We start from the raw sequence: 21,993 nt of genomic DNA, 5'->3' as shown, positions 1-21,993 counted from the left end.
GACACCACATGGTGACCGCGTCCCTAGGATGAGCCCATGTCACTCCCGCACGCCATCCTCACCGCCCTGCTGGAGAAGCCGTCCTCGGGTCTGGAACTGACCCGGCGGTTCGACAAGTCGATCGCCTACTTCTGGCCGTCGACCCACCAGCAGATCTACCGCGAGCTGGGGAAACTGGAGGCCGAGGGGTTCATCCGCGCCCTGCCGTCCGCGCAGCCCGCCCGTGGGCAGAAGAAGAGCTACGAGGTTCTGCCCGCGGGCCGCGAGGAGCTGGCCCGCTGGACCGCCGCGCCCCAGGACCCCAGGCCGTTGCGGGACGCGATGCTGCTGCGGATGCGGGCGGCGGCGGTGGTCGGCACGGCGGGCCTCGCGGCCGACATGCGGCGCCATCTGGAGCTGCACGAGAGCCAGTTGGCCGTCTATCAGGAGATCGAGCAGCGCGACTTCCCGCCCGGCCGGGACTCCCCGCAGGACCGGCTGCGCCATCTGGTCCTGCGGGCCGGGATCGACCTGGAGACCTTCTGGGCCCAGTGGCTGACCGAGGCGCTGAAGGACTTCCCCGAACTGGAACCGGACGGCCCCGAGCGGTGATCCGTCAGTACCGCCGGTGCGGCTTCGGGCGGCGGCGCAGGAACCAGGCGCCCGCGATGACCGCCGACCCCACCAGCGCCGCGCCCGCCCCCAGGGTGAGCGTGCCGTAGTCACGGGCCGAGCCGCCCAGGCCGCCCGCCACGCCCCGCGACGGTGACGGAGTGGCCGCGCGGGTCGGGGTGGCGGCCGCGGACACGATGACGGACTGGGTACCCGCCGAGACGCCGTTGGAGCACCGCACCGCCACCGTGTACGTCCCCGGCGCCACCGCCGACCAGGCGGCCGACTGACTGACCGTCGTACCGGACAGCGCCACCTGGCGCCCCTGGGCGAAGCTAGTCTGCCCGCTGGCCAGCAGGGAGGCGGTGCCCCAACTGCCGTTGTTCTGGGCGCAGGCGCTGGTCACCACCGACACATTGGTGCCCGTGGTGCTGACGGAGATCCCCGCCACGGCCGCGGACGGCCCGGCGAGCGCGAGTGGCAGCGCGACGGCGGCCAGGGGAGCGGCGGAACGGGTGAGAACTCGGGAGTAGCGCATGGGCCTGCCTCCGGCGGCACGGTGGCGGTACGTCCCGTGCGCCGCCTGGGGTCGGGAAACATCCGTGCTGCCCCAGAAGCAGCCAACGCGGCCCCGTACGGCGCCGCATGCGCAGGGCGTCCGCACAGGTGACGCACTCCGCCGTCCGGGCGTCCGCCGGTCAGCGGCCCGTCGTGACGGTCCGTTCCACCGAGAAGCCGCCCCACGTGCCGTCCGGCAGCCGGGCCCGCAGCCGCACCCGGTGGACCTCCCCGGCCTCGCGCCCGGCATACAGGCTGTGGTGCGCACGGCCGCGCGGCGGGATGCCGCCCCACACCAGCGAGCTGTCCGTGCCCCCGTCCAGCCGGATCTGGTACTCGGTGATCACCCCGTCCACCCGTGGCGGGTCCCAGGAGAGATCGAGGTAGTACGACCCGGCGGAACGGCGCGAGGTCACGTCGAAGCCGGTCGGCGCGGTGCCTCGGCGGTCGTCCGTGCCCGGGGTGGTGAGCCGGACCGGGGTGCTCGCGGGGGAGAGGTTGCCCGCCGCGTCCTGGGCCTGGACGGTGAACGTGTAGCGGGTGCCGGGGCGCAGTCCGGTGACCACGGTCGCGGTCTGGCCGCCGCCCACGGCGTGGATCTTCACCCCGCCCTGCTGGATCGCGTACGACCGCACGCCCCGGTCGTCGTGCGCGGCCGCCCACGACAGCTGGACCGCCCGCCCGTCCACCACCTTGCCGGTGACGCGCCCGGGACGGCTCGGCGCCACATGGTCCGCGGCCACATAAGCGGGCGTCTGGGCCCGTACCTCCCGGCTCGGCGGCCCGAGACGGCCGTCCGCGCTCCGGGCCCGCACGGTGAAGACGTACATGGTGGACGGCTTGAGCCTGGTGACATCCACCATGTGTTGAGTGGCCGGTACTTCACCGACTTTTGTGGTGCCGCGATATACCTCGTAGATATGGACGCCGGACCCGGCCGCGTTCCACATCACATGGACGCTGGTGGCGCTCCCCGCGTCGGCGGTGACACCGGTCGGGGCGCCGGGGGTCGGGCCGTCGTCGGACCCGCCGTCGGGCGTACCGCAGGAGACGGCCAGCAGAAGGGCCGCGCAGACCGGCACCCGGCGGCCGGGGCGGAGGGGAACACGTCGCACGGCGCTGCCTCCCGGAGGCCCGCATCACGGCAAAGGTCCGGACCAATATGGCGCCCACGGGGTCACCCCGGCAAGGGGGCCTCGCTGGTGGGGGAGTCCGGGCATTACGTATGCTGTGATCTCCCTGAGGCGTGAACTGCCCCCATGCGGGGTCGAGTTCATGCCCGTGGCGCGGAAACGCTGTCGTCGCCGAACCCGCGCCGACGCGGGCGGCCGGGGGGTCGGACCCTCGCCGGTCCGACCCTTCGGACCCCGTGAGCTGCTCCATCCGGCCGCAGAACGTGCCCTGTCCGGCCGTAGAGCGGCAGCCGTACGCATGTCTCGCCGCGCCCTTGGGTGATGGTGTCCGGAATGTCCCCCAACGGCCGCCCGCTCGACGCCGAACGGCTGCCCTGCATTGTGATCCCGCCCACCAGCGCCATCTGGGACCACCGCGCCCACGGCGTCCGGGGCGGCTCCGTGGCCGCCGTGCTCTACCGCGACCGGGTGCGGTACGCCGTCGTCGGGGACACCGGCCCCCGCGATCTCATCGGCGAGGCGTCCTACGCCACCGCCCGCGCCCTGGGCATCGACCCCGACCCGCGCGACGGCGGAGCCCACTCCGGCGTCACGTACATCGTCTTCCGCGACACGCGGGCACGGCCCATCGAGGACCACGACGACGCGGTGGCCAAGGGGGAGGAGCTGGCCCGGAAGTTCGTCGGCCGCACGGACTGACGGTGTGCGGGCCGGTCCCCGGTGGTGGGGACCGGCCCGGCGCTCATACCTTGCGGTAGGCGTACGCCTCCGTCGCGGCGGCGACCACCGCGTCCAGATCGGCGCCCGTCGCCGCCGTCACCACGGCGGCCACCGCGCCCTCCACGAACGGGGCGTCCACCAGGCGCGTGTCGGCCGGGAGTTCGTCGCCCTCGGCGAGCAGCGCCTTCACCGTGAGCACGGCGCTGCCCAGGTCGGTGAGGACCGCGACCCCCGCGCCCTGGTCCACGGCGGCCGACGCGGCGGATATCAGCTCCGCGCTGGTGCCGAAGCCGCCGCCGTCCGTACCGCCCGCCGCGGCGACCGGTACCGCCGTGGCACCGCCCGCCAGGGCCTTCGCCAGCCCGGCCACCGACTCGGCGACCTCCGCGCTGTGCGACACCAGCACGATCCCGACATGCCGCTCGTCACTCATCGGAGCCTCCCTCGGCCGTCACCAGCGCCGCGATCAGCAGGGCCGACGAGGTGGCGCCGGGGTCCTGATGGCCGATGCTGCGTTCCCCGAGGTAGCTCGCCCGTCCCTTACGGGCCTGCATCGGGGTCGTCTCCACGGCACCGGACTCGGCGGCCCGGCGTGCGGCGTCGAACCCGTCGCCGAGCGCGTCCACGGCCGGGATCAGCGCGTCCAGCATCGTCTTGTCCCCGGCGGACGCCCCGCCGAGCGCCCGTACGCCGTCCACCCCGGCCCGCAGCGCCTCGGCCAGCTGCCCCTCGCTCACCTGGGGCGTGTCCCCGAGCATCTTCCCGGCCCGGCGCAGCAACGTGCCGTACAGCGGCCCGGACGCCCCGCCGACCGTGGAGATCAACTGGCGTCCGGCCAGCGTCAGCACGGCACCCGGCGAGTCCGGGGCCTCCTTCTCCAAGGTGGCCAGTACGGCCGTGAAGCCGCGCTGGAGATTGCTGCCGTGGTCGGCGTCGCCGATGGCCGAGTCGAGAGCGGTGAGCCGCTGCGCCTCCCGGTCCACGGACGCGGCGGTCGCCGTGATCCAACGGCGGAAGAAGTCGGCGTCGAGCACTGGATCTCCTTGGCTGGTAGGGATGTTGACCACTGACTCCGCCGTATCACATCCCCCAGCGCAGCGCCGGTGTCCTGACCGGCGCGTCCCACAACCGCAGCAGTTCCTCGTCGACCTGGCACAGGGTGACGGAGGCGCCCGCCATATCGAGCGAGGTCACATAGTTACCGACAAGCGTGCGTGCGACGGCCACACCCCGCTCCGCCAGCACCCGCTGCACCTCGGCGTTGAAGCCGTACAGCTCCAGCAGCGGCGTTCCGCCCATGCCGTTGACCAGGACCAGCACCGGGCCGCGCGGCGTCATGTCGTCCAGGATGGCGTTCACCGCGAAGTCGGCGATCTCCCCGGAGGTCATCATCGGGCGCCGCTCCCGCCCCGGCTCACCGTGGATGCCGATGCCCAACTCCAGTTCACCCGGCGGCAGATCGAAGGTGGGGGAGCCCTTGGCCGGGGTGGTGACGGAGCTGAGGGCCACGCCGAAGCTGCGCGAACTGTCGTTGACCTGGCGGCCGAGGGCCTCCACCCGCTCCAACGGCTGCCCCTCGGCCGCGGCCGCGCCCGCGATCTTCTCCACGAAGAGGGTCGCCCCGGTGCCGCGTCGGCCCGCCGTGTAGAGGCTGTCGGTGACCGCGACGTCGTCGTTGACGAGGACCTTGCCGACCTGGATGCCCTCGTCCTCGGCGAGTTCGGCGGCCATGTCGAAGTTGAGCACGTCGCCGGTGTAGTTCTTCACCACGAACAGCACCCCGGCCCCGCTGTCCACGGCCGCCGCGGCCCGCGCCATCTGGTCCGGCACCGGCGAGGTGAACACCTCGCCCGGACAGGCCGCGGCCAGCATGCCCGGTCCGACGAACCCGCCGTGCAGCGGCTCGTGCCCCGACCCGCCACCCGAGATGAGCCCCACTTGCCCGGCCACCGGCGCGTCCCTCCGGACGATCACCCGGTTCTCCACATCCACGTTCAGATCCGGATACGCGGCCGCCATCCCCCGCAGCGCATCGGCCACCACGGTCTCCGGGACATTGATCAGCATCTTCATCGGTATCTCCTGATGAGGCGAGCGTACGGACCTGTACGGACCTATGGGCTGTGTTATCGCTGGTGAGCTGCCAGGTGTGGGTGGGCGGTCTGTGGCGTTGAGATGGCAGTACTACTGTCGGCAGTATCGACCTTGCGGCGGGGAAGGTCACGTGGAGGGAGGCAGGCGTTTGTACTCGCTTCGCGCGCCTCGGTTGCGCGCGTGGGTCGGGGTCAGCTCAAGCATCGCGGGATGTCTGCGGCTGCGCTTGGCCTGTAGGGGCCTGGTGAGCGCGGGTCGCACAGTGATTGCGGGACGATCCAGCGGAATCGCTCCGTGACCCAGGAAAGTCCTTATCGGCCATTGGGGTGATCTTGACGGTGAGGGCCGACGAAGACGGCGACAAGGTCGGCAGTGTCAGCGCGAGCCGGTACGCGCAGATCGTGGCCGCGCTGAGGATGCTGGTGGAGACGGCCAGCCGGATCCAGTTCGCGATCGGCGACTACGCGCTGGAGGCCGAGCCGATGCGAGAGTCGCGAGTAAGGCAGCCAGGAGAAGAGCGAGGCGCCGCTCACAGTGAAGGAGTCGCTGTTCCGGCTGACCGAGGACATCGGGGTGTCGTACTCGATGGTGGCCAGGTGAGGTGGACGGCGTCTCGGTGGCCCGAGGAGCACCGGGTCACCGGCGTCTCCTACACGGTCCACCGGATCTGGGCGGGGATCGCGGGCGAGGTGGAACGGTTCGAGGCGATCGGAACCCCGCCCGAGGGGAAGCCGCAGTGGATGCCGGAGGAGGCGAACCGGCGGGCGGGCCGCCAGGTCGTCAGGCCCATCACTCCGCAGGACAAAGTCAGCGCGATCCACACGCTCGCGAAGGACGAGGAGGTCCTAGCCACGGTGACCGGCGACCTTCTGCGGAGTCGGCCGTGATCGCCCAAGCAACTACACCCGCACCAGCCCGCGGGCTCCCGGCCGGAACCCACTTTCCCATGGCACCGCGCTGTCCACATAGGAGGAAGCACTAAAACAACTTCCAGTGGCCCTCGGAGATCACTTCCACGGCGCCGTCGGCCACCTTGATGGCCGTCTGCTCGTCAATCGCATACGCCGGACCCCTGATCCCGGCCGCCCATCGTTCGGCGGCGGCCATGGTGTTCTCCGGGCAAGCCGGATGATCCAGGTGCGGGAAGATCGAGAAATCGACCACGCCCAGCGTGCTGTCGCCGCCGGTGGGCGGTTTCCAGCCCACGAAGTCCTCGCCGACGCGGGGGGTCATCACCATGCTCCCGGCGCTGAGACCCACGTAGACCATGTCGGGCAGCGATGGCAGGAGTCCAGCCAGGCCTGACTTGCGCATCCAGTGGCACAGATATAGCGCGTCACCCCCATTGACCAGCAGAGCGTCGGCTTGCCGGACCCAGGAGACCCAGAGGGCTTCGTCGATGCTGGGCAGCGCGGTGAGCTCCAGCACGCCCACTGACTTCCACCCCAGCTCAGTCATGGGATTGGGAGAACGGCCGCTGATGAACCGCCACGGCCCACCCGGATCGGCGCCGGGGCCCCCATATCCCGCGGTGGGAATGCAGAGAGCGTTGGACTCGCTGATCGGCTTACCCAGGAGGTTGACCAGCGCATTCTGGATGCTGGCGTTCTTGATGCCGGAGTCGGTGAGGAGAAGCTTCATCATGTCCTTCCCAAGGTGCTGACCGCACGCGTCAACAACCAACCGTTCGCCAACGCATCACGGCTGTCACCATGTCATGGCTGCGTCAGGAACAGGCACTGACCTTGTTCTTTAACCTCGGGCAGGGCTGGTCAGGGTGTGTTCCCAGGTGTGTAGGTCGTAGATCCGGCCCTTGTCGGTGACGGTCTCAGGGGCCGAGTTGGACGGGTAGAAGCCGACCGAACGTGCGACGGCGATACTGGGCTGGTTGTCAGCTTCGATCTCAAGGATCGCCGTCGGTAGGGCGAGGGTGGTGTGCGCGAACTCGGTCATCGTTCGAAGAGCGCGCACTGCCAATCGTTGCCCGCGGTGGGCGGCGCCGACGATGTAGCCGATGCTGCCAGTGGCGCGGTTGAGCAGGACTTCTCCCAGCGCCTGGTGCCCGTCGGTGGTGATGGCCAGGTGGATCCGGTCGTTGTTCCGTCGGGCTCGCTCCGTGCTGTGCAGGTATCGCTGTGCGGCGGCCTGGCCGAACGGTGATTCCAACGGCGTGCGGTAGGCGACGTCGGGGTCGTCGAACAGCTTTTGCATGGCGGCGAGGTCGGCACTCGTCCATTCACGAAGCACGAGGCCATGGGCGGTGAGCTGGAGGGGATGCGTGTCCATGACGACGTCATTCTGCCCTGATACCGCCCGGCGCGGGCGAGCCTCGAACGATACGCCGAACATGATCGCCCGTACGAGGTTTTCCCGGACGCTGGAGCGGCCTTCGTCTGATCATGTGCTCCGACCGAGGTGCACTGATCGAGACGAAGGCCGTGAAGGTGAGTCTGCTGCCTGACGCCGGTCCCGGGGAAGCGTTCGCGCGAGCGTCACGCTTCCCGGAGGACCTATTGGACTGCCTGACCGCGCGGGGACGAACTGTTCGACATCGTCGACGCGTTGCTGTGTGCGGACGGCCGGTGACCTCGCCGGTGGACCTGACGCTGGTGGCCGAGCCGGCGTGGGCGCGGCGCGATGTACGAGGCGCTGAACAGCGGGAACGTGGACGTGCCCCGGCTGCGGCAGGTGCTGGCCGGTCTGCCGATGCTGCGGGCCGCCGACGGGCGCCTGGTCCTCGCGATCGACGTCAGCAACTGGCTCCGCCCCGACGCGCCGACCAGCGCGGAGCGTCTTTTCTGCCATGTCTACGGCCGCAGCGGACGGTCCTCGGACCAGTTCATTCCCGGCTGGCCGTACTCCTTCGTCGCCGCCCTGGAACGTCCGTCTCGGGCCCGAGGACGATGTCGCCGAGGTCACCGCCGCCCAGCTTCGCCCAGTGGTCACAGACCTCATCGAGATGGGCCGCTGGCACATCGGCGACTGCGACATCCTCATCGTCTTCGACGTCGGCTACGATGCCCCGCGCATGGCCCACCTCCGTACCGGCCTTCCGGTCGAGGTGCTGGGGCGGATGCGTTCCGACCGCGTCATGCGCCGGCCGACCCCCACGCTCAGGGAGTACGCTCTGGCCTATCCCCAGGGCGGGCGCCCGCCGAAGCACGGCAAGGAGTTCCGCTTCGCCAGGCCGGAGACCTGGGGTGAGCCGGACGCGACAACAGTGCAGGTCACCGACCGATACGGCACGGCCCGCGCGACCGCCTGCCTGGCGGCGGAGACCCGCTCTGGCTCTGGTCGTCCGCCACCGCCTCAGCAACGAGGACGTCGACGTGCGCTGGCAGACGTTCCTGAGGCGCTTCGACATCGAACACCTCTTCAGGCTGATGAAACAGACCCTCGGGTGGACCCGTCCCGAAGCTGCGAACCCCAGACGCTGGTGAGCGGTGGACCTGGCTGATCTTCGCCGCACATACCCAGATCCGCCTCCTGCGTGACCCCGCCGCCGACTTGCGGCGGCCGTGGGAGAAGCCCGCCGAGCCTGGCCGGCTCACCCCGGCCCGAGTCCGCCGTGGGTTTCGGAACCTCCGCTCGTACCTGCACTGTCCGTCCCGTGCACCGAAACCCTTAACTCTCCGACCTGGCAGGCCGCTTGGATTGAAGAACCAACGGCCCGCCCACCCGCTACGACGTGGGCAAGACCGTGAAACGACCCGAGAGCATCACTGAACGAAACCGACTCAGACCATAAAGAACAAGCTGACTGTTCCCCGCCGCATTGGGATGCTCCTCGGCCCGCTCGTCCGGGCTGTCCCAGCCCTTCCTGTTTCTCGTGTGCGCGCTGATCGCCTTCACCAATGAGGAGGGCCGACGCGAGCCTGGTTGCTGTAGTTACAAGTTGACCTGCATCTGAGGCGCTACGCCTCTTCGTCTGATGGCCGCCTTTCACGAAGCCCTGACACTAGGATCGCCGCCGCTCGGTTGCACTCGGGGAAGCGATCTTGCCGGTGCTCGGCGCCGTTCGAGTCGTATCGGCCTTGGTTGCCTGACCTCTTCCTCGTGAACGTCTCGCTAACGACCCAGAGCGCGCGCCGATGTCACCGGGTAGGCCGTTCGAGCGAATCCGGGCGCGGTGGGCAGTCCATGGGTGGTGCCGCGGCGGATTACCAACACCTGGCCACGACGAGGCGGGGCGGCGGAGGACTCCGCCGGGAGTTGCGACGAGAGGAAGACGAACATGGGTCACCTGACATCCCGCAGGGTCCGAGGAGCGGCGACGCTGGCTGCGGCCGGGGCAATCGTGGCCGCCGGTACGGCAGTAGCTGCGGCCGACAGCGGTGCCCAGGGTGCCGCGATCGGCTCGCCGGGCGTGCTGTCGGGCAATGTGCTCCAGATCCCGGTCCACGTGCCGATCAATCTCTGCGGCAACACCGTGAATGTGATCGGTGCCCTGAACCCCGCCTTCGGCAACACCTGCGCGAACTTCTGATCGCGCACCAGCACTAGGCGGCGCGGGAGTTGGCGGCAGGGTGTTGCGTGAAGGGGTTCTCACGCAACGCCCTGTGGCGCGCTGCCGGGCCCGGGTGATTCTTCAGTCGGCAGGGAATCGGACCAATCCGTGCGGGCCGTGGATACGGATTCCCAGCGTGAAGGAAGATCAGGCCGGTTCCGCAGCCCTGTCGGGCCGTGCTGCTCACTGGGTCCACTTGTCCAGTCTTCCCTCCGCGTCGCTTCTGAACGGCAGCATGGCGCTGCAGCGTTGAACTGGAGACTTTGATGAACACCCGTACCCGTCGCACCGTGGGCCTGCTCGCCGCCGCCGCTGTACTTCCGCTGGCCCTGACCGCCTGCTCCGGCAGCGGCTCCGACAAGTCCGAGTCCAAAGCGTCGGCGTCGGCCTCCGCGGGCAAGGGCATGGACGGCTCCTCGGACAGCAGCGCGAGCACGATGGACCAGCCGTTCGGTGCCGCCTGTTCGTCGGTGCCGAAGGACGGTGCCGGTTCCTTCGACGGCATGGCGAAGGACCCGGTGGCCACCGCCGCGTCGAACAACCCGGCGCTGTCGACGCTGGTCACGGCGGTGAAGAAGGCCGGTCTGGTCGACACGCTGAACAACGCGCAGAACATCACGGTGTTCGCACCGACGAACGACGCCTTCAACAAGATTCCGAAGGCGACCTTGGACAAGGTCCTCAGCGACAAGGCCCAGCTGACGAAGATCCTGACCTACCACGTCGTCGGTCAGAAGCTCGCGCCGAAGGACCTGGAGAAGGGCTCCTTCGACACGCTGGAGAAGTCGAAGGTCATGACCTCCGGCATGGGCGAGTCGTACACCGTGAACGGCTCTTCGAAGGTCGTCTGCGGCAACGTGAAGACCGCCAACGCCAACGTGTACATCGTCGACACCGTCCTGATGCCCAAGAGCTGAACCGGGGATGGTCACCCGCTGGCGGGGCGTGCGCCGACGCATCGCCCTGCCGGTAGGTCACACGTCTGATCGGGTATTGACCGGACCCGGCGCAGGCTCCCCCTCACACACGCCGCAGAACGGCAGCCCCATGCATGACGAGCCCTTCTCGACCATTCCACCCGTCAATGCTTTCGTTCCCGTGCCGGGCTGCTGGATCTGTGCCCTCCTGGCGACCGTCGCCCACGAGGCATGGCATGGCCGAGACGGCCTGACTCCCCGCGACTGGCTCTCGGTGACCGCCAGCGGCATGGTGCACTGCATGGCAGTTCATGACGGAACGGCGCAGTGGTGACGAAAAGGCTCCGCCTGCCAGTTCGGCGAGGATCGAGGGCTGGTACGACTCTGCTTTACCTGCCGTGTTGCGCGCACACCCGTACGGTCTTCAGGTCGGTGTCGGCCGTGTCCGGGAGGTTCATGCCCGCCCGGACGCTTATGCCGAGATAGCGGAGTACGGGCTCGGTGAGCAGTACGGCCGGGATGCCCGGCGGGTACGGCGTGATCATCTTGCAGGGCAGCCCCTGGGCGGACACCGGCGACTCCCTGTTGCTCGTCGTACGGCGCGCCGAGTCCCCGAGCCCATCGGCGAGATCGTTCTCAAGCTCGCCGACGCCCGCGCCCAGCACGTCGATATTGGCTGGGTCTTCCACCCCGCGCACGGCGGCAGGGGCTACGCCACCGAGGCGGCGGGAGCGGTGGCAGCGGCCGCCTTCCGCGCGCTCGGTGCGCACCGTCTCGTCGCCCGCCTCGACGCCTCGATCCGGTGTGCGAGCGACCAGGCATGTGCCGCGAGGCGCACCTCGTTGAGAACGACCTCGACAGGACGGAGTGGAGCAGCGAGTACGTCTACGCGGGTCTCGCCCACGAACTGACCTGATCGGCCTGCGGGGCGCGGGGGATGGGCGGCCGCTACGGCCGCGTGAAGGTCATGTGCGTGACACCGCTGGGCGTGGTCACCGACTCGACCTGGAAGCGCTCTTCCAGCCCCTCGATTCCGTCCCACAGGCGCTCACCACGGCCCAGGACGATCGGGACCACGGCGACGTGCAGGTGGTCGACGAGGTCTGCGGCGAGGAACTCGCGGACCGTGGTGGGGCCGCCGCCGATCCTCACGTCGAGGTCGCCCGCGGCCTCGCGTGCCTGACGGAGTGCCTCCTGCGGCGTGGCGTCGATGAAGTGGAACGTGGTGCCGCCCTCCATCTTCACCGAGGGGCGCGGGTGGTGCGTCAGCACGAACACCGGTGTGTGGAAAGGTGGGTTGGACCCCCACCAGCCGTTCCACTCCTCGTTCTCCCACGGCCCGCGCTGGGGGCCGAACTTGTTGCGGCCCATGATCTCCGCCCCGATGCCTGCATCCCAGGTACCGGCGATGGAGTCGTCGACCCCGGTGCTCCCGTCCGGCTTGCCGAGCATCTGCCGGAAGGTCCTGGTCGGGAAGAACCACTCATGGAGCCGCGAGCCGGCGTGGCCGAACGGGGCGTCGAGACTCTGCCCTTCACCAGTGGCGTATCCGTCGACGGAGACAGAGAAGTTGTGGACTCTCACGCGGGACATTGCACGGACCCCCACCCTCGAAGCGATGTGATTGCGAACTGCAATCACTGGCCGCCGCCGAGCCTAGGCTTGGTGGTGGCAGAATGCAATCACTGGAGGTGGGCATGCGAGACGAACCGCGGTCCGGGTGCGCGATCAACGCGGCGGTGGAAGCGCTCGGGGACCAGTGGAGCCTCATCGTGCTGCGCGACATCATGTTCGGCGGACGCCGACACTTCCGTGAGCTGCTCAGCCACTCGGAAGAGGGCATCGCGTCGAACATCCTCAGCAGCCGCCTCAAGTCCCTCGTCGCCGGTGGTCTCCTTACCCAGGAGAAGGCCGAACGAGGACGCCGGTCGACCTACAGCCTCACCGAGGCGGGCATCCAGACCGTACCCGTCATGGTCGCGCTCGGCTCCTGGGGAATGCGGCACCGCCCGACCACACCTGAACTCACCGTCCGCGCCCGCCTCTTGGAGGAAGGCGGCTCGGACCTCTGGGAGAACCTCATGGACGAACTCCGAGAGGCCCACCTCGACACCCCCCGCCCCAACCCCGACCAGCCTCGGGCCTCCGAACTCCTCCAGGCGGCGTACGAGCAAGCGCTCACAAGCAGCCGCGACGCTCCGTGACCGCCGGGTGGTCAGCCGGGGCCGATCTGGTGGAGTGCCAGCGCTTCCTGGGGACGGAAAGTAGCGTCCGAAGGCGTCCAGACGAGACGGCCGACGCGCTTGGGTGATCCAGGTGGTGGGTAGCCGAGCTGCGCGTCGTGGACCAGGGCACGCAGGCGTTCGCCGACCCGCCGGTCGAAGCGCAGCTGGTCAGGCGGCGGTCGCCGTCCAGGACGTGGAAGGCGATGCCGGGGGCTGGTCCCGGTCTGAGAGGTTGTCGCCTTCCCGCCGCATTCTCAGGGCCCAGGTTAAGGGGACGTCCGGCGAAGGTCGAGGCGGCTGCCCGTGCATCCCGGGGGCACCGGGGACGCGCCGGGCTGAGAGCCGGGCGGGCTCAGTCGCGCGGGCCCACTCGCGCGACTGAGCGACGATCCGGCGGATCGGATCGGCGAGTTCGTCGAAGCTGCCTTTCACCTGGTACCTCTCGCCGTGAGGGGGAGTCACGGAAGGCGAAACGCATGGGGGCGTCGATCGACCCGGCGTTGAGTGGCGCCAGTGCGGTCTTCCTCGTCTTGACCGCCCCGCCTCGGACCGCCGCGGCAGTGGTCGAGCGGTTGGCAGCCCACGTGCGGCGGGTCGTCTTCCTCTCCTCCCCGCATCGGACGCCGCATCCCTTCTTCCAGAAGCCCAATCCCATGGCGGCGCTGCACGCCGACATCGAGCGGCGCATCGCGGCCGCCGGACTCGAGTCGACGATCATCCGGCCGGGGATGTTCGCGTCGAACTCGCTGGCCTGGTGGGCGCCCGCGATCCGGGTCGGTGAAGTCGTCCGGTGGCCTTACGGTGCGGCCGAGTCGGCACCGGTCGACGAGCGCGACATCGCGGCCGTCGCGGCGCGGACGCTCTGTCAGAGCGGGCACGTCGGAGGCGACTACGTCCTCACCGGCCCCGAATCGTTGACCCACGCCGCACAGGTGGAGGTCATCGGTGACGTCCTGGGGCGCCGGATCGCATTCGAGGAGATGACGCCGGACGAGTTCCGAAGTCTGTGGGAGGGTACGGTGCCCAGTTCGGCCGTCGAGATGCTGCTCGCCGCGTGGAGTGCGGCGGTCGGACAGCCCGCGTACATCACCACTGCGGTGGCCGACATCCTCGGGACGGCGCCGCGAACGTTTCGCCAGTGGGCCGTTGAGCACGCCATCGCGTTCACGGAGGGTTCGTGAGGGCTTTGCCTTCGAGGAGGGCCTTTCTCTCGTCGGATCGCCCTCCCCTCACATCCGGGAGGGCTTCTTCTTGTCGAAGAGCCAGGTGTTGAAGAGCGCGGTCAAGTCCTTCCCGGACTTGCTCTCGCACAGGGCGATGAACTGCCGGGTGTCGGCGTTGCCGTGCCGGTGCTGTCGGGTCCAGGTACGAAGGATGTCGAAGAAGGTCTCGTCGCCGACGGCTTCGCGCACCTTGTGCACGACCATGGCACCGCGTCCGTAGACGGGCGGGTCGGAGACGTGCCCCGCACTGGGCGGGTCCGCCGGTGGGAACGCCCAGATGCCCTCGCTCTCGGTGTCCGTGCCGTCGTAGAAGTCCTTGAAGATCTCTGTGGTGCTCCTGTTGCCCCGGTCCTCCTCCCAAAGCCACTCCGCGTAGGTGGCCAGACCCTCGCTGAGCCACATGTCCTTCCACTCGCGCGGGGTGACGGAGTCGCCGAACCACTGGTGGGCCAGTTCGTGCACGAGCAGTGCCTCGTCGGGCGCCTCGGCGAAATAGGGCTTGGTCTGGGTCTCCAGGGCGTAATCGAGCCCGGGCAGGTGGTCGACGATGGCACCGGTGGAGGAGAAGGGGTAGGGACCGAAGCGCTGACCGGCCCAGTCGACGATCTCGGGCACCAGGTCTGCGACATCGGCGGACTTTTCGGCCTCGTCGGGGTCGATGGCGACGTGAACGGGCACGTCATCGCCCGTCCAGCCCTTGTGCATCTCGAAGTATCCGACCGAGACGTGTGCGAGGTAGCTGGCCATGGGCTCCTCGGTGCGCCAGTGGCGGGTCACCGTTGTGCCCTTGTCCTCCTCCGCGATCAGCTCACCGTTGCTGATCACGTCGTAGGGGTCGCCGTCCTCGTCCTTGGGCACGGTGACCGTGGCGTCGTACGTGGCCTTGTCCGACGGGTGGTGGTTGCCCGGGAACCAGGTGATGGAGCCGGACGGCTGGCCCAGGGCCGTCGAGCCGTCGTCGGTCTCCATCCAGCCTTCCAGGCTTCCGTCGTCGTCCTTGAGCGTGCGCGGTGTGCCGTCGTAGGTGACGACCGTCTTGAAGACTTCGCGGTTCCGCACCGTCTTCGCCGGTGTCACGATCAACTCGTCGCCCGAGCGCGCGACTTGGGCCGTGGCTCCCTGCACCGTGGTGGCGCGTACCCGCAGCCCTGACAGGTCGAGGTCGAAGCGGCTCAGGTCCTGGGTGGCGCGCGCTGTGATGATCGCCGTGCCCTTCAGGTGGTTGGTCTCGGGCACGTAATCCAGCGTCAGCCCGTAGTGCGTCACGTCATAGCCGCCATTGCCGAGCCCTGGGAACAGCCGATCTCCCACTCCGGCCGTGCCGGGCTTGCCGACCGCGAGGGCACCGTCTCCCGGAGCGGAGCCGGTGCAGGATGTCGTCATGGCCAGGAGGAGTGCTGTGGCCGGAGCCCAGCCGGACAGACGGCTCGGGACCGCCGACCGAGGCCGACTGCCTTTCGCCATGTGCGGTTTCATCTCGTGTCTCCCATCGATCGCAGGGTCACGCGACCGGTGCGGGGGTGTGCGTTCCGGTGACGCCTCGAGCGAGTGCTCGCTGTGCCCGCGCGAGTCTGTCGATGGCCTGGGTCAGTTGGGCGGGCGGGAGGGTGTAGGGCAGTCGGATGTTGCGTTCGAACGCGCCGCCGATTCCGAAGCGTGGTCCGGCTGCGATGGTCACTCCGTGGTCCGGCGCGATCGCTGCCAACCGTGAGCTGATGGGCTCGGGGAAGGTCGCCCACAGCGTGACGCCGCCGACGGGTCGAGGGGCCTGGACCTCCGGCAGGTTGTCGGTGAGCGCTGCGCACAATGCGTCGCGCTGCGAACGTAGTTGGCGGAGTATGCCCGGGCGTCGGGTCTGGTGCTCGTTCAGGAGTACGGCCGTGGCGAGTTGCTCGACGACAGGGGTGCCGAGGTCCGTCGCATGCCGGGTCTGCTGGACGCGTTCCAGGAGAGACGGCGTCGCCCGAATCCAGCCGATGCGTAGGCCGCCCCAGATGCTCTTGGAGACCGAGCCGATGCTGATCGCGGTCGGCATGTGCAGCGCGAAGGGTTCCGGGCTCGCTCCGCCCAGGGCCAGGTCGGTCATGGTCTCGTCGATGACCGTGGGGCAGGCGAGCCTGAGCCTGGCGCGGACGCTCGCGGGCATGCACAGCCCTGTCGGATTGTGGAAGTCGGGTATCAGGTAGGCCAGATTCGCGCTGCGGGCCGCTTCCTGGAGCTGTGCCGTGTCCCAGCCCGAGGGCGCCAGGGCGACCGCCAGCAGTCGGGCCCGTGCCTCGGTGAACGTGCTGATCGCGTGCGGATAGGTCGGATGGTCGATCAGGACCCTGTCGCGCGGGGACAGGAGGGTACGCGCGAGGAGGGCGAGCGCGTGCTGCGCGCCATTGGTGATCAGGATGTGATCGGGGGCTGTGGGTAGGTTGCGCCGTCGATACCAGTCGGCCACCGCTTCACGCAGCTCCGCGATGTCGTACCGGTCGTAGCCGTGCCGCTCGAAGTGCCGCGGCAGTTGTTCGAGCGCGGTCGCGAACGCGGTGTGGAGGATCTCGACGGGCGCGGGCGGAGCGGCGAAGGACAGGTCGATGGCCGCCGAGCCCGCGGTGCCGCCGCGCTCGGGCGGTGGGTCGTCGGGTAGCCGCACTGTCGCCCTGGCTCGTGCCCGGGTGGCGACGTATCTCTGATCGACCAGAGTGCGGTAGGCGGCGCCGACAGTGGTCCTGCTGGTGGAGAGCGCGGTGGCCAGGTCACGCTCGCTCGGCAGGACCGACCCGAGGGTGAGACGTCCGTCCAGGACGAGGAGCCGCAGCCTGTCGGAGAGGCGCTGATGCGTCGGCCCCGGCCCCTCCTGCCAGGTCCCGAGCATGCGTGCCACCGCGTGCGCACTTACTTTCACCCCGCCAGCATAGGCAATCTGGCTATGGAATCGAGGTCCAGGTGCTCGCAGGCTTGCCGCATGGCACCTCCTGCTTCCGCTGCACACGTCCCTGTCCAGACGCGCCAAGGCCCGCCTGTGCTGGCCCGGTTGAACGCGCTCGCTCAATTCAGAGCGGGCCGCACGACACGTCGCGTACTCCAACTCCTGGTCGGGCTGGTGGGATACGGGGCCGCCGTGATGACGCTCGTCCAGTCCGGGCTGGGAGCCGCCAGTTGGAACGTGCTCACCGAGGGCACCGCCACGACCCTCGGTATCTCGTTCGGGTGGGCGACGAACCTCATCTCCCTGTCGGTACTCCTGGCGTGGATTCCGCTGCGCGAACTGCCCGGCCTCGGCACCCTTCTCAACGTCGCCATCGTCGGCTTCGCCGCGGATGCCACCGCCGCCGTCCTCCCACGCCCGCAGGGGACGCTCACCGAGATCGCGTACCTCGTACTCGGCCTCGTCGCTCTGGCCTTCTTCGACGCGCTCTACCTCGGTGCCCAGTTCGGCTCCGGCCCCCGCGACGGCATCATGACCGGACTCGTCCGGCTCACCCGCCTTCCCATCGCCGTGGTGCGCACCGGCATCGACGTCACTGTCGCCGGCGCGGGCTGGCTCATGGGCGGAACCCTGGGGGCCGGGACCGTGCTGGTCGCCTTGTGCATGGGGCCCCTCGTCGGCCTCTTCCTTCCCCGGGTAGCGGTTCGCCTTCCCGTCGTCGATGCGGACGGGCAATCCTTGTGAACTTCGGGACGGGACCGACCACTTACACCATGAGAGGACAAGGATGACGTTGCTACTCGCCCAGATCAGTGACCTGCACCTGGATGGCAGTGAGAGGGCCACCCGGCGCGCCGAGCGCGTCATGGACCACCTGCGGGCCTTGCCTCGCCCGGTCGACGCGGTCCTGGTCACCGGAGACGTAGCCGATCACGGCGAGGAGGCCGAGTACGAGGAGGCAGCCCGGATTCGGACGGCGCCCTTCCCGGTGCTCACCCTTCCCGGGAACCATGACGCACGCGCGGCCTACCGCAAGGCTCTCCTCGGAGAGGCGCCCGACGACGCGCCCGTGAACCGGCTGCACGACATCTCCGGGACCGCCGTGCTGATGTGCGACTCCACCATCCCCGGCCGTGACGAGGGACGCCTCGACGCGGCGACGCTCGACTGGCTGGACACCACCCTCACCGGCCTGCCCCGGGACACCCCGGCCCTGGTCGCCTTCCATCACCCGCCGGTCGAACTCCACCATTCGCTGCTCGACTCCATCATGCTGGAACAGCCCGGCCAACTGGCCACCCTGCTGGAGTCGCACCCCCAGGTCGTCGCCGTCCTGACCGGACACGCCCACACGGCAGCCGCCTCGACCTTCGCGGGCCGTCCCCTGATCGTCGGCCCGGCTGTCACCTGGACCCTGAGAATGGAGTGGGAAGGCGACGACCTCGCGGACCGGGACCAGCCGCCGGGCATCGCCTTCCATGTTCTGGACGACGAACGGCGCCTGACCACCCATTACCGCGTCGTGCTCTGAGTCCGCCCGGAGACCTTTACCGCTCAGCAGCCGTGCCTGCACCGGTCTGTGGACCCACCTCCCCACGGCTGCCGACACCCCAGGCGTTCCGGACACAGAGACGCCCAGGGCATATCGAGCGCCGTACGCAGGACATCGACACCGGGCCGGCACAGCTGATCCACTACCTGAACAGCCACCGCCGCGTGGCCGAACCCGAGTTGCTAATGCTGGCCGGCTGACCACGCGGGCCACCTCGGATTGTCGTAGGCGGCTTGTAACCTGCACTCATCCGACGATCGGACGATCACAGTTACGGGTGTCCAGGGGCGGGAGCGCGGGGATTTCGATGAGTGACGCACACCGGATACGAAGCCACGGACCGGGTCTCTCGGTCGGTGCGCGCATCATCGCCGTGGTCGTCCTCGTCGTGATCGGGGCCGTGGCCGCCTGGTTCCAGCACGATGCTCCCGGTCGGAGTGCGGAGCCGCGTACGGAGTTCACCGCGAGCAACCCGCCCGCCGGTCTGTCTGCCGCGCTCACCACCGGCCAGCACCTCCGCTGGTCCCACTGCACCGCGCACACGGGTTACGACTGCGCCGCCATGAAGGCCCCCCTCGACTACCGGAAACCGGACGGCAGGACGATCGACGTGGCCCTGATCCGCCGCAAGGCCACCGGACCGAACGCTCGGCGCATCGGCTCGCTCGTCTTCAACTTCGGCGGTCCCGGTGTGTCCGGCGTGAGCGGGCTGCCCGAATTCCTCAACGGGTACATGCCGTTGCTCGACCGCTACGACCTGGTCTCCTTCGACCCGCGCGGCGTCGGCGCTACCATCCCCGTGCGCTGTGGGAAGACTGCGGACGACACCGGCTACGACGGGGCCGACGCCTGCGCCCAGCACTCCGGGGCGCTCCTCCCGTACATCGGCACCTCGCGCACCGCGCGCGACCTCGACCTCATGCGCTACCTCCTCGGCGACGAGCGGCTGCACTACTTCGGCGTCTCGTACGGAACGGCGCTCGGCGCGGTCTACGCCCACCTGTACCCGTCGCACGTAGGGCGGCTCGTCCTCGAAGCGTCCGTAGATCCGACCGAGGACCTGGTGGAGGAAGAGGTGTCGCAGGTCAAGGCGGTCCAGGCGGCGTTCGACCGGTTCGCCGCGCACTGCGCGGCCCGTATCCGCCACTGCCCGACCGGCGACGGGCCCGAGGAGGCCGCGCGACGCATGGTGCGCCTGGCCGACCGCTTGGAGAAGAAGCCCGCCCCGGTCGGCGGCGGAAGGAACCTCGATGCCGACGCCGTCGCACATGCCATCAGCGACCATCTCCGCCTCGGCACGGACGGCTGGTCGCCGCTCGCCAAGGCCCTCACGGCGCTGATCGACCACAACGACGGCCGTCTGCTGAGCAAGGGCGCGGACGACCTCGGCTCCGCCGACCGCGCGGCGACCCCACGCGACAACAACCGCGCCGCCCAGACCGCGATCACCTGCGCGGACTCCAGCCTGCGCCCCAGCGTTGAACGCCTCGACAGGGACGAGGCCCGCATCAAAGCCGCCTCACCCGTCTTCGGCGCTGCCTGGTCCACCATCATCTACCTCTGTTACGGCTGGCCGTTCGACGGCGAGCGCGTCACGCCCCAGGTGAACGCCGATGGCGCGGCCCCCGTCCTGGTGGTCGGCGGCACCGGCGACCCGATCACCCCGTACCCCGGCGCCCGCCACATGGCCAGCGCCCTGGGCGACGGTGTCGGCGTACTCCTGACGGCCGAGGAGGAGGGCCACGGCACATACCCGCAGAACCGCTGCGTCACGGAGACGGTCGACCGATACCTCCGCACAGGCCACACCCCGGCTCCGGGAACGGTGTGCCGGGGCAACATGTCCTGAGGCACCTACGGAACCGCCGGGCGGCCCCCGCGCCCTACGCGCGCACGCGGGGCTGGGCAGCCACCCGACACGCGCCCCCCTCCGGCGCGACAGGCCCTAGAGCGCCACTGTCTCCGAGTTCAGGTCCTCGGACTCGATCGGCGCCATGGGCCTGCTCGCCAAGGTGAAGACGATGCGGGTGCCGCCGGTGTGGTCGAGGTCGACGGAGATGGTGCCGCCGTGGAACTCGACGATCTTCTTGCACATCGCGAGGCCGATGCCGCTGCCCTGGTACCGGTCCTTGGTGTGCAGTCGCTGGAAGATGACGAACACCTTCTCGGCGTACTCGGCGGCGATGCCGATGCCGTTGTCGGTGACGGCGAAGCGCCAGAAGTCACCGTCCTGCTCGGCGGAGATGTGGACGGCCGGGGTCTCGCCGGGGCGGCGGAACTTGATGGCGTTGCCGATCAGGTTCTGCCACAGCATGCCCATCTGCGTGGAGTCGGCGATTAGGGTGGGGAGTTCGTCACGGGTGATCACCGCTCCCGACTCCTCGACGCTGACGCTGATCGCGGTGAGGGTCCGCTTCATCACCGTGTTGAGGTCGATGGTCTGATGGGTGTTGTGGACGCGGCCCACGCGCGAGAAGTCGAGCAGGTCGTTGATGAGGGTCTGCATGCGGTTCGCGCCGTCGACGGCGAAGTCGATGTACTGGTCCGCCCGTTCGTCGAGCTGACCGCCGTACCGCCGCTGGAGCAGCTGGGTGAAGCTGGACACCTTCCGCAGCGGCTCCTGGAGGTCGTGCGAGGCGACGTACGCGAACTGCTCCAGCTCCGCGTTGGACCGCTTGAGGTCGGCGGACTGCTCGTCCAGACGCAACCGCGCCTCCTCGCTGAAGTCCAGTGCGCGCACCAGCCGCCTGCGCATGGACTCGATCTCGGCGCTCAACTGCCGCAGGTCGGCGGGGCCGGTCGGGGTGATCGGGTGCCCGAAGTCGCCCTCCGCGATGGTCCGGGCATCCGCGCCGATCCGCTCCAGCGGCCCGGTGATGCCCCGGCGCAGCGCCTCGGAGACGATCACGGCGAGGGCCACGATGACGGCCGCGATGGTGGTGAAGATCCAGTTGCGCAGGCGCATCGTGGCGGCCAGATCCGCCCTGGCCGCCATGCGGTCGGCGCGCAGCCGGTCCTGCTGGGTGGCCATGGCCGCGCGCATGGCGTCGAAGGCCGTCTTGCCCCGGGTGGCGTTCTCGGTGGCCAGCGGCGAGGGCTTGCCTGCCGGTGAGGCCGCGATCGGCCGTGCGATCTGCGTCTGCCACGTCTCGATCCGGTCCTCGACGGTCTTCAGGTCACGCAGGCGCGCGGAGTTGCCCCGCAGGAGGTCCGACAGGGTCTTCGTGTAGGTCTTCTGCTGGCCGAGCCCCTGCCGGTACGGGTCGAGGAAGTCGGCGGTCCCGGTGAGTCCGTAGCCGCGGATGCCCGTCTCCTGGTTGAGCAGCGCGGACTCCAGCCGGATCGAGGTCGTCAGCGCGGGGGACTTCACGTCCACGAGGTTGTCGCTGATCGAAGCGGTCCGGCCCAGGGCCCAGGCGCCGGTCGCGCCCAGGAGTACCAGGACGGACATCGCCACGGTGACTCCGAGGCGAAGCCAGCGCCGAGTCGTCCACCCGTACGGCTCCCGCGTGTGCGGCGGCTTCTCGACGACGGTCATCCTGAGTTCTCCTCCGCG

At 69.5% G+C, this 21,993-nt stretch carries 21 protein-coding genes and 4 pseudogenes; 12 read left to right on the top strand and 13 right to left on the bottom strand.

Features of this window, described 5'->3' with window-relative positions; genetic code table 11:
• Nucleotides 1-36: 36 nt before the first annotated feature.
• Nucleotides 37-591, top strand: coding sequence for a PadR family transcriptional regulator (locus tag ACI2LY_RS20405; RefSeq protein WP_393915286.1), 555 nt, complete (start codon nucleotides 37-39; stop codon nucleotides 589-591).
• A gap of 4 nt (nucleotides 592-595) precedes the next feature.
• Here the strand turns inward: ACI2LY_RS20405 and ACI2LY_RS20400 are convergent, their stop codons facing one another.
• Nucleotides 596-1,129: a hypothetical protein gene (locus ACI2LY_RS20400; protein ID WP_404708378.1), complete on the bottom strand. Its 534-nt coding sequence runs from the start codon at nucleotides 1,127-1,129 to the stop codon at nucleotides 596-598.
• A 160-nt stretch (nucleotides 1,130-1,289) separates the two neighbouring features.
• Complete coding sequence (locus tag ACI2LY_RS20395; protein ID WP_404708377.1) at nucleotides 1,290-2,264, bottom strand: fibronectin type III domain-containing protein; 975 nt, start codon at nucleotides 2,262-2,264, stop codon at nucleotides 1,290-1,292.
• 351 nt (nucleotides 2,265-2,615) lie between these two features.
• On the opposite strand from ACI2LY_RS20395, the gene ACI2LY_RS20390 reads away from it, so the two are divergent.
• Complete coding sequence (locus ACI2LY_RS20390; RefSeq protein WP_404708376.1) at nucleotides 2,616-2,981, top strand: glycoside hydrolase family 75 protein; 366 nt, start codon at nucleotides 2,616-2,618, stop codon at nucleotides 2,979-2,981.
• 43 nt (nucleotides 2,982-3,024) lie between these two features.
• On the opposite strand, the gene ACI2LY_RS20385 is transcribed toward ACI2LY_RS20390, so the two are convergent.
• The 3 genes from ACI2LY_RS20385 to dhaK are packed head-to-tail and all read right to left on the bottom strand — an operon-like array spanning nucleotide 3,025 to nucleotide 5,075.
• The gene (locus ACI2LY_RS20385) at nucleotides 3,025-3,435 is read right to left on the bottom strand and encodes a PTS-dependent dihydroxyacetone kinase phosphotransferase subunit DhaM (protein WP_404708375.1); all 411 of its coding nucleotides are present in this window, start codon (nucleotides 3,433-3,435) and stop codon (nucleotides 3,025-3,027) included.
• The gene (gene dhaL, locus ACI2LY_RS20380; protein ID WP_404708374.1) at nucleotides 3,428-4,036 is read right to left on the bottom strand and encodes a dihydroxyacetone kinase subunit DhaL; all 609 of its coding nucleotides are present in this window, start codon (nucleotides 4,034-4,036) and stop codon (nucleotides 3,428-3,430) included. The genes ACI2LY_RS20385 and dhaL overlap by 8 nt, the downstream gene beginning before the upstream one ends.
• Before the next feature lie 46 nt (nucleotides 4,037-4,082).
• Entirely contained in the window at nucleotides 4,083-5,075 is a 993-nt protein-coding gene (gene dhaK / locus ACI2LY_RS20375; protein WP_404708373.1) for a dihydroxyacetone kinase subunit DhaK, read from the bottom strand.
• Between the two features lie 359 nt (nucleotides 5,076-5,434).
• On the opposite strand from dhaK, the gene ACI2LY_RS20370 reads away from it, so the two are divergent.
• Nucleotides 5,435-5,983 carry a DUF6192 family protein gene (locus ACI2LY_RS20370; RefSeq protein WP_404708372.1) on the top strand — a complete coding sequence of 183 codons (549 nt, stop codon included), beginning with the start codon at nucleotides 5,435-5,437 and terminating at the stop codon, nucleotides 5,981-5,983.
• A 91-nt stretch (nucleotides 5,984-6,074) separates the two neighbouring features.
• Here the strand turns inward: ACI2LY_RS20370 and ACI2LY_RS20365 are convergent, their stop codons facing one another.
• On the bottom strand, nucleotides 6,075-6,737 hold the full coding sequence (locus ACI2LY_RS20365) for a Type 1 glutamine amidotransferase-like domain-containing protein (RefSeq protein ID WP_404708759.1): 663 nt from the start codon (nucleotides 6,735-6,737) through the stop codon (nucleotides 6,075-6,077).
• A 111-nt stretch (nucleotides 6,738-6,848) separates the two neighbouring features.
• Nucleotides 6,849-7,382: a GNAT family N-acetyltransferase gene (locus ACI2LY_RS20360; RefSeq protein WP_404708371.1), complete on the bottom strand. Its 534-nt coding sequence runs from the start codon at nucleotides 7,380-7,382 to the stop codon at nucleotides 6,849-6,851.
• A gap of 158 nt (nucleotides 7,383-7,540) precedes the next feature.
• On the opposite strand from ACI2LY_RS20360, the pseudogene ACI2LY_RS20355 reads away from it, so the two are divergent.
• The 3 genes and pseudogenes from ACI2LY_RS20355 (at nucleotide 7,541) to ACI2LY_RS20345 (ending at nucleotide 10,520) form a co-directional block, all read left to right on the top strand.
• Nucleotides 7,541-8,844: pseudogene (locus tag ACI2LY_RS20355) on the top strand (transposase).
• Between the two features lie 486 nt (nucleotides 8,845-9,330).
• A complete protein-coding gene (locus tag ACI2LY_RS20350; protein WP_404708370.1) occupies nucleotides 9,331-9,582 on the top strand; it encodes a chaplin in 252 nt (83 codons plus the stop codon).
• Between the two features lie 287 nt (nucleotides 9,583-9,869).
• Nucleotides 9,870-10,520 carry a fasciclin domain-containing protein gene (locus tag ACI2LY_RS20345; protein WP_404708369.1) on the top strand — a complete coding sequence of 217 codons (651 nt, stop codon included), beginning with the start codon at nucleotides 9,870-9,872 and terminating at the stop codon, nucleotides 10,518-10,520.
• Nucleotides 10,521-10,909: 389 nt separating this feature from the next.
• Here the strand turns inward: ACI2LY_RS20345 and ACI2LY_RS20340 are convergent.
• Nucleotides 10,910-11,068, bottom strand: a pseudogene (locus ACI2LY_RS20340) (ornithine decarboxylase); the annotation flags it as partial.
• Between ACI2LY_RS20340 and ACI2LY_RS20335 the strand changes: the two are divergent.
• Nucleotides 11,003-11,254 (top strand): annotated as a pseudogene (locus tag ACI2LY_RS20335) (GNAT family N-acetyltransferase); the annotation flags it as partial. The pseudogenes ACI2LY_RS20340 and ACI2LY_RS20335 sit on opposite strands and share 66 nt — an antisense overlap.
• Before the next feature lie 214 nt (nucleotides 11,255-11,468).
• On the opposite strand, the gene ACI2LY_RS20330 reads toward ACI2LY_RS20335, so the two are convergent.
• Nucleotides 11,469-12,113 carry a dihydrofolate reductase family protein gene (locus ACI2LY_RS20330; protein WP_404708368.1) on the bottom strand — a complete coding sequence of 215 codons (645 nt, stop codon included), beginning with the start codon at nucleotides 12,111-12,113 and terminating at the stop codon, nucleotides 11,469-11,471.
• A 104-nt stretch (nucleotides 12,114-12,217) separates the two neighbouring features.
• Here ACI2LY_RS20330 and ACI2LY_RS20325 point away from each other — a divergent pair, with 104 nt between their 5' ends.
• Complete coding sequence (locus ACI2LY_RS20325) at nucleotides 12,218-12,724, top strand: winged helix-turn-helix transcriptional regulator (RefSeq protein ID WP_404708367.1); 507 nt, start codon at nucleotides 12,218-12,220, stop codon at nucleotides 12,722-12,724.
• A gap of 184 nt (nucleotides 12,725-12,908) precedes the next feature.
• Here ACI2LY_RS20325 and ACI2LY_RS20320 read toward each other — a convergent pair.
• Nucleotides 12,909-13,046: pseudogene (locus ACI2LY_RS20320) on the bottom strand (phosphodiesterase); the annotation flags it as partial.
• Between the two features lie 175 nt (nucleotides 13,047-13,221).
• On the opposite strand from ACI2LY_RS20320, the gene ACI2LY_RS20315 reads away from it, so the two are divergent.
• The gene (locus ACI2LY_RS20315) at nucleotides 13,222-13,926 is read left to right on the top strand and encodes an NmrA family NAD(P)-binding protein (protein ID WP_404708366.1); all 705 of its coding nucleotides are present in this window, start codon (nucleotides 13,222-13,224) and stop codon (nucleotides 13,924-13,926) included.
• A gap of 48 nt (nucleotides 13,927-13,974) precedes the next feature.
• Here ACI2LY_RS20315 and ACI2LY_RS20310 read toward each other — a convergent pair whose 3' ends face one another.
• Nucleotides 13,975-15,351, bottom strand: coding sequence for a M1 family metallopeptidase (locus ACI2LY_RS20310; protein ID WP_404708365.1), 1,377 nt, complete (start codon nucleotides 15,349-15,351; stop codon nucleotides 13,975-13,977).
• A 118-nt stretch (nucleotides 15,352-15,469) separates the two neighbouring features.
• Nucleotides 15,470-16,831, bottom strand: a complete 1,362-nt coding sequence (locus tag ACI2LY_RS20305; protein WP_404708364.1) for a PLP-dependent aminotransferase family protein — start codon at nucleotides 16,829-16,831, stop codon at nucleotides 15,470-15,472.
• A 249-nt stretch (nucleotides 16,832-17,080) separates the two neighbouring features.
• Here ACI2LY_RS20305 and ACI2LY_RS20300 point away from each other — a divergent pair, with 249 nt between their 5' ends.
• The 3 genes from ACI2LY_RS20300 (at nucleotide 17,081) to ACI2LY_RS20290 (ending at nucleotide 20,286) form a co-directional block, all read left to right on the top strand.
• Complete coding sequence (locus tag ACI2LY_RS20300) at nucleotides 17,081-17,629, top strand: YitT family protein (protein ID WP_404708363.1); 549 nt, start codon at nucleotides 17,081-17,083, stop codon at nucleotides 17,627-17,629.
• A gap of 43 nt (nucleotides 17,630-17,672) precedes the next feature.
• Nucleotides 17,673-18,416, top strand: coding sequence for a metallophosphoesterase (locus ACI2LY_RS20295; RefSeq protein WP_404708362.1), 744 nt, complete (start codon nucleotides 17,673-17,675; stop codon nucleotides 18,414-18,416).
• Between the two features lie 328 nt (nucleotides 18,417-18,744).
• The gene (locus ACI2LY_RS20290; RefSeq protein WP_404708361.1) at nucleotides 18,745-20,286 is read left to right on the top strand and encodes an alpha/beta hydrolase; all 1,542 of its coding nucleotides are present in this window, start codon (nucleotides 18,745-18,747) and stop codon (nucleotides 20,284-20,286) included.
• 96 nt (nucleotides 20,287-20,382) lie between these two features.
• Here the strand turns inward: ACI2LY_RS20290 and ACI2LY_RS20285 are convergent, their stop codons facing one another.
• Nucleotides 20,383-21,975, bottom strand: a complete 1,593-nt coding sequence (locus ACI2LY_RS20285; protein ID WP_404708360.1) for an ATP-binding protein — start codon at nucleotides 21,973-21,975, stop codon at nucleotides 20,383-20,385.
• Nucleotides 21,976-21,993 lie beyond the last annotated feature (18 nt).

The sequence above is a fragment of the Streptomyces sp. NPDC002176 genome (genome assembly GCF_044903645.1).
Taxonomy (GTDB): Bacteria; Actinomycetota; Actinomycetes; order Streptomycetales; family Streptomycetaceae; genus Streptomyces.
Note: the sequence above shows the minus strand (reverse complement) of the source record. Positions and strands in the feature narration are given on the sequence as shown.

What these genes read in the sequence shown, in the direction of transcription:
- ACI2LY_RS20405 (WP_393915286.1), top strand. Translation starts at nt 37, where the DNA reads ATGTCACTCCCGCACGCCATCCTCACCGCCCTGCTGGAGAAGCCGTCC.
- ACI2LY_RS20400 (WP_404708378.1), bottom strand. Translation starts at nt 1,129, where the DNA reads ATGCGCTACTCCCGAGTTCTCACCCGTTCCGCCGCTCCCCTGGCCGCC.
- ACI2LY_RS20390 (WP_404708376.1), top strand. Translation starts at nt 2,616, where the DNA reads ATGTCCCCCAACGGCCGCCCGCTCGACGCCGAACGGCTGCCCTGCATT.
- ACI2LY_RS20385 (WP_404708375.1), bottom strand. Translation starts at nt 3,435, where the DNA reads ATGAGTGACGAGCGGCATGTCGGGATCGTGCTGGTGTCGCACAGCGCG.
- dhaK (WP_404708373.1), bottom strand. Translation starts at nt 5,075, where the DNA reads ATGAAGATGCTGATCAATGTCCCGGAGACCGTGGTGGCCGATGCGCTG.
- ACI2LY_RS20365 (WP_404708759.1), bottom strand. Translation starts at nt 6,737, where the DNA reads ATGAAGCTTCTCCTCACCGACTCCGGCATCAAGAACGCCAGCATCCAG.
- ACI2LY_RS20360 (WP_404708371.1), bottom strand. Translation starts at nt 7,382, where the DNA reads ATGGACACGCATCCCCTCCAGCTCACCGCCCATGGCCTCGTGCTTCGT.
- ACI2LY_RS20350 (WP_404708370.1), top strand. Translation starts at nt 9,331, where the DNA reads ATGGGTCACCTGACATCCCGCAGGGTCCGAGGAGCGGCGACGCTGGCT.
- ACI2LY_RS20345 (WP_404708369.1), top strand. Translation starts at nt 9,870, where the DNA reads ATGAACACCCGTACCCGTCGCACCGTGGGCCTGCTCGCCGCCGCCGCT.
- ACI2LY_RS20330 (WP_404708368.1), bottom strand. Translation starts at nt 12,113, where the DNA reads ATGTCCCGCGTGAGAGTCCACAACTTCTCTGTCTCCGTCGACGGATAC.
- ACI2LY_RS20325 (WP_404708367.1), top strand. Translation starts at nt 12,218, where the DNA reads ATGCGAGACGAACCGCGGTCCGGGTGCGCGATCAACGCGGCGGTGGAA.
- ACI2LY_RS20315 (WP_404708366.1), top strand. Translation starts at nt 13,222, where the DNA reads ATGGGGGCGTCGATCGACCCGGCGTTGAGTGGCGCCAGTGCGGTCTTC.
- ACI2LY_RS20310 (WP_404708365.1), bottom strand. Translation starts at nt 15,351, where the DNA reads ATGACGACATCCTGCACCGGCTCCGCTCCGGGAGACGGTGCCCTCGCG.
- ACI2LY_RS20305 (WP_404708364.1), bottom strand. Translation starts at nt 16,831, where the DNA reads ATGCTCGGGACCTGGCAGGAGGGGCCGGGGCCGACGCATCAGCGCCTC.
- ACI2LY_RS20300 (WP_404708363.1), top strand. Translation starts at nt 17,081, where the DNA reads ATGACGCTCGTCCAGTCCGGGCTGGGAGCCGCCAGTTGGAACGTGCTC.
- ACI2LY_RS20295 (WP_404708362.1), top strand. Translation starts at nt 17,673, where the DNA reads ATGACGTTGCTACTCGCCCAGATCAGTGACCTGCACCTGGATGGCAGT.
- ACI2LY_RS20290 (WP_404708361.1), top strand. Translation starts at nt 18,745, where the DNA reads ATGAGTGACGCACACCGGATACGAAGCCACGGACCGGGTCTCTCGGTC.
- ACI2LY_RS20285 (WP_404708360.1), bottom strand. Translation starts at nt 21,975, where the DNA reads ATGACCGTCGTCGAGAAGCCGCCGCACACGCGGGAGCCGTACGGGTGG.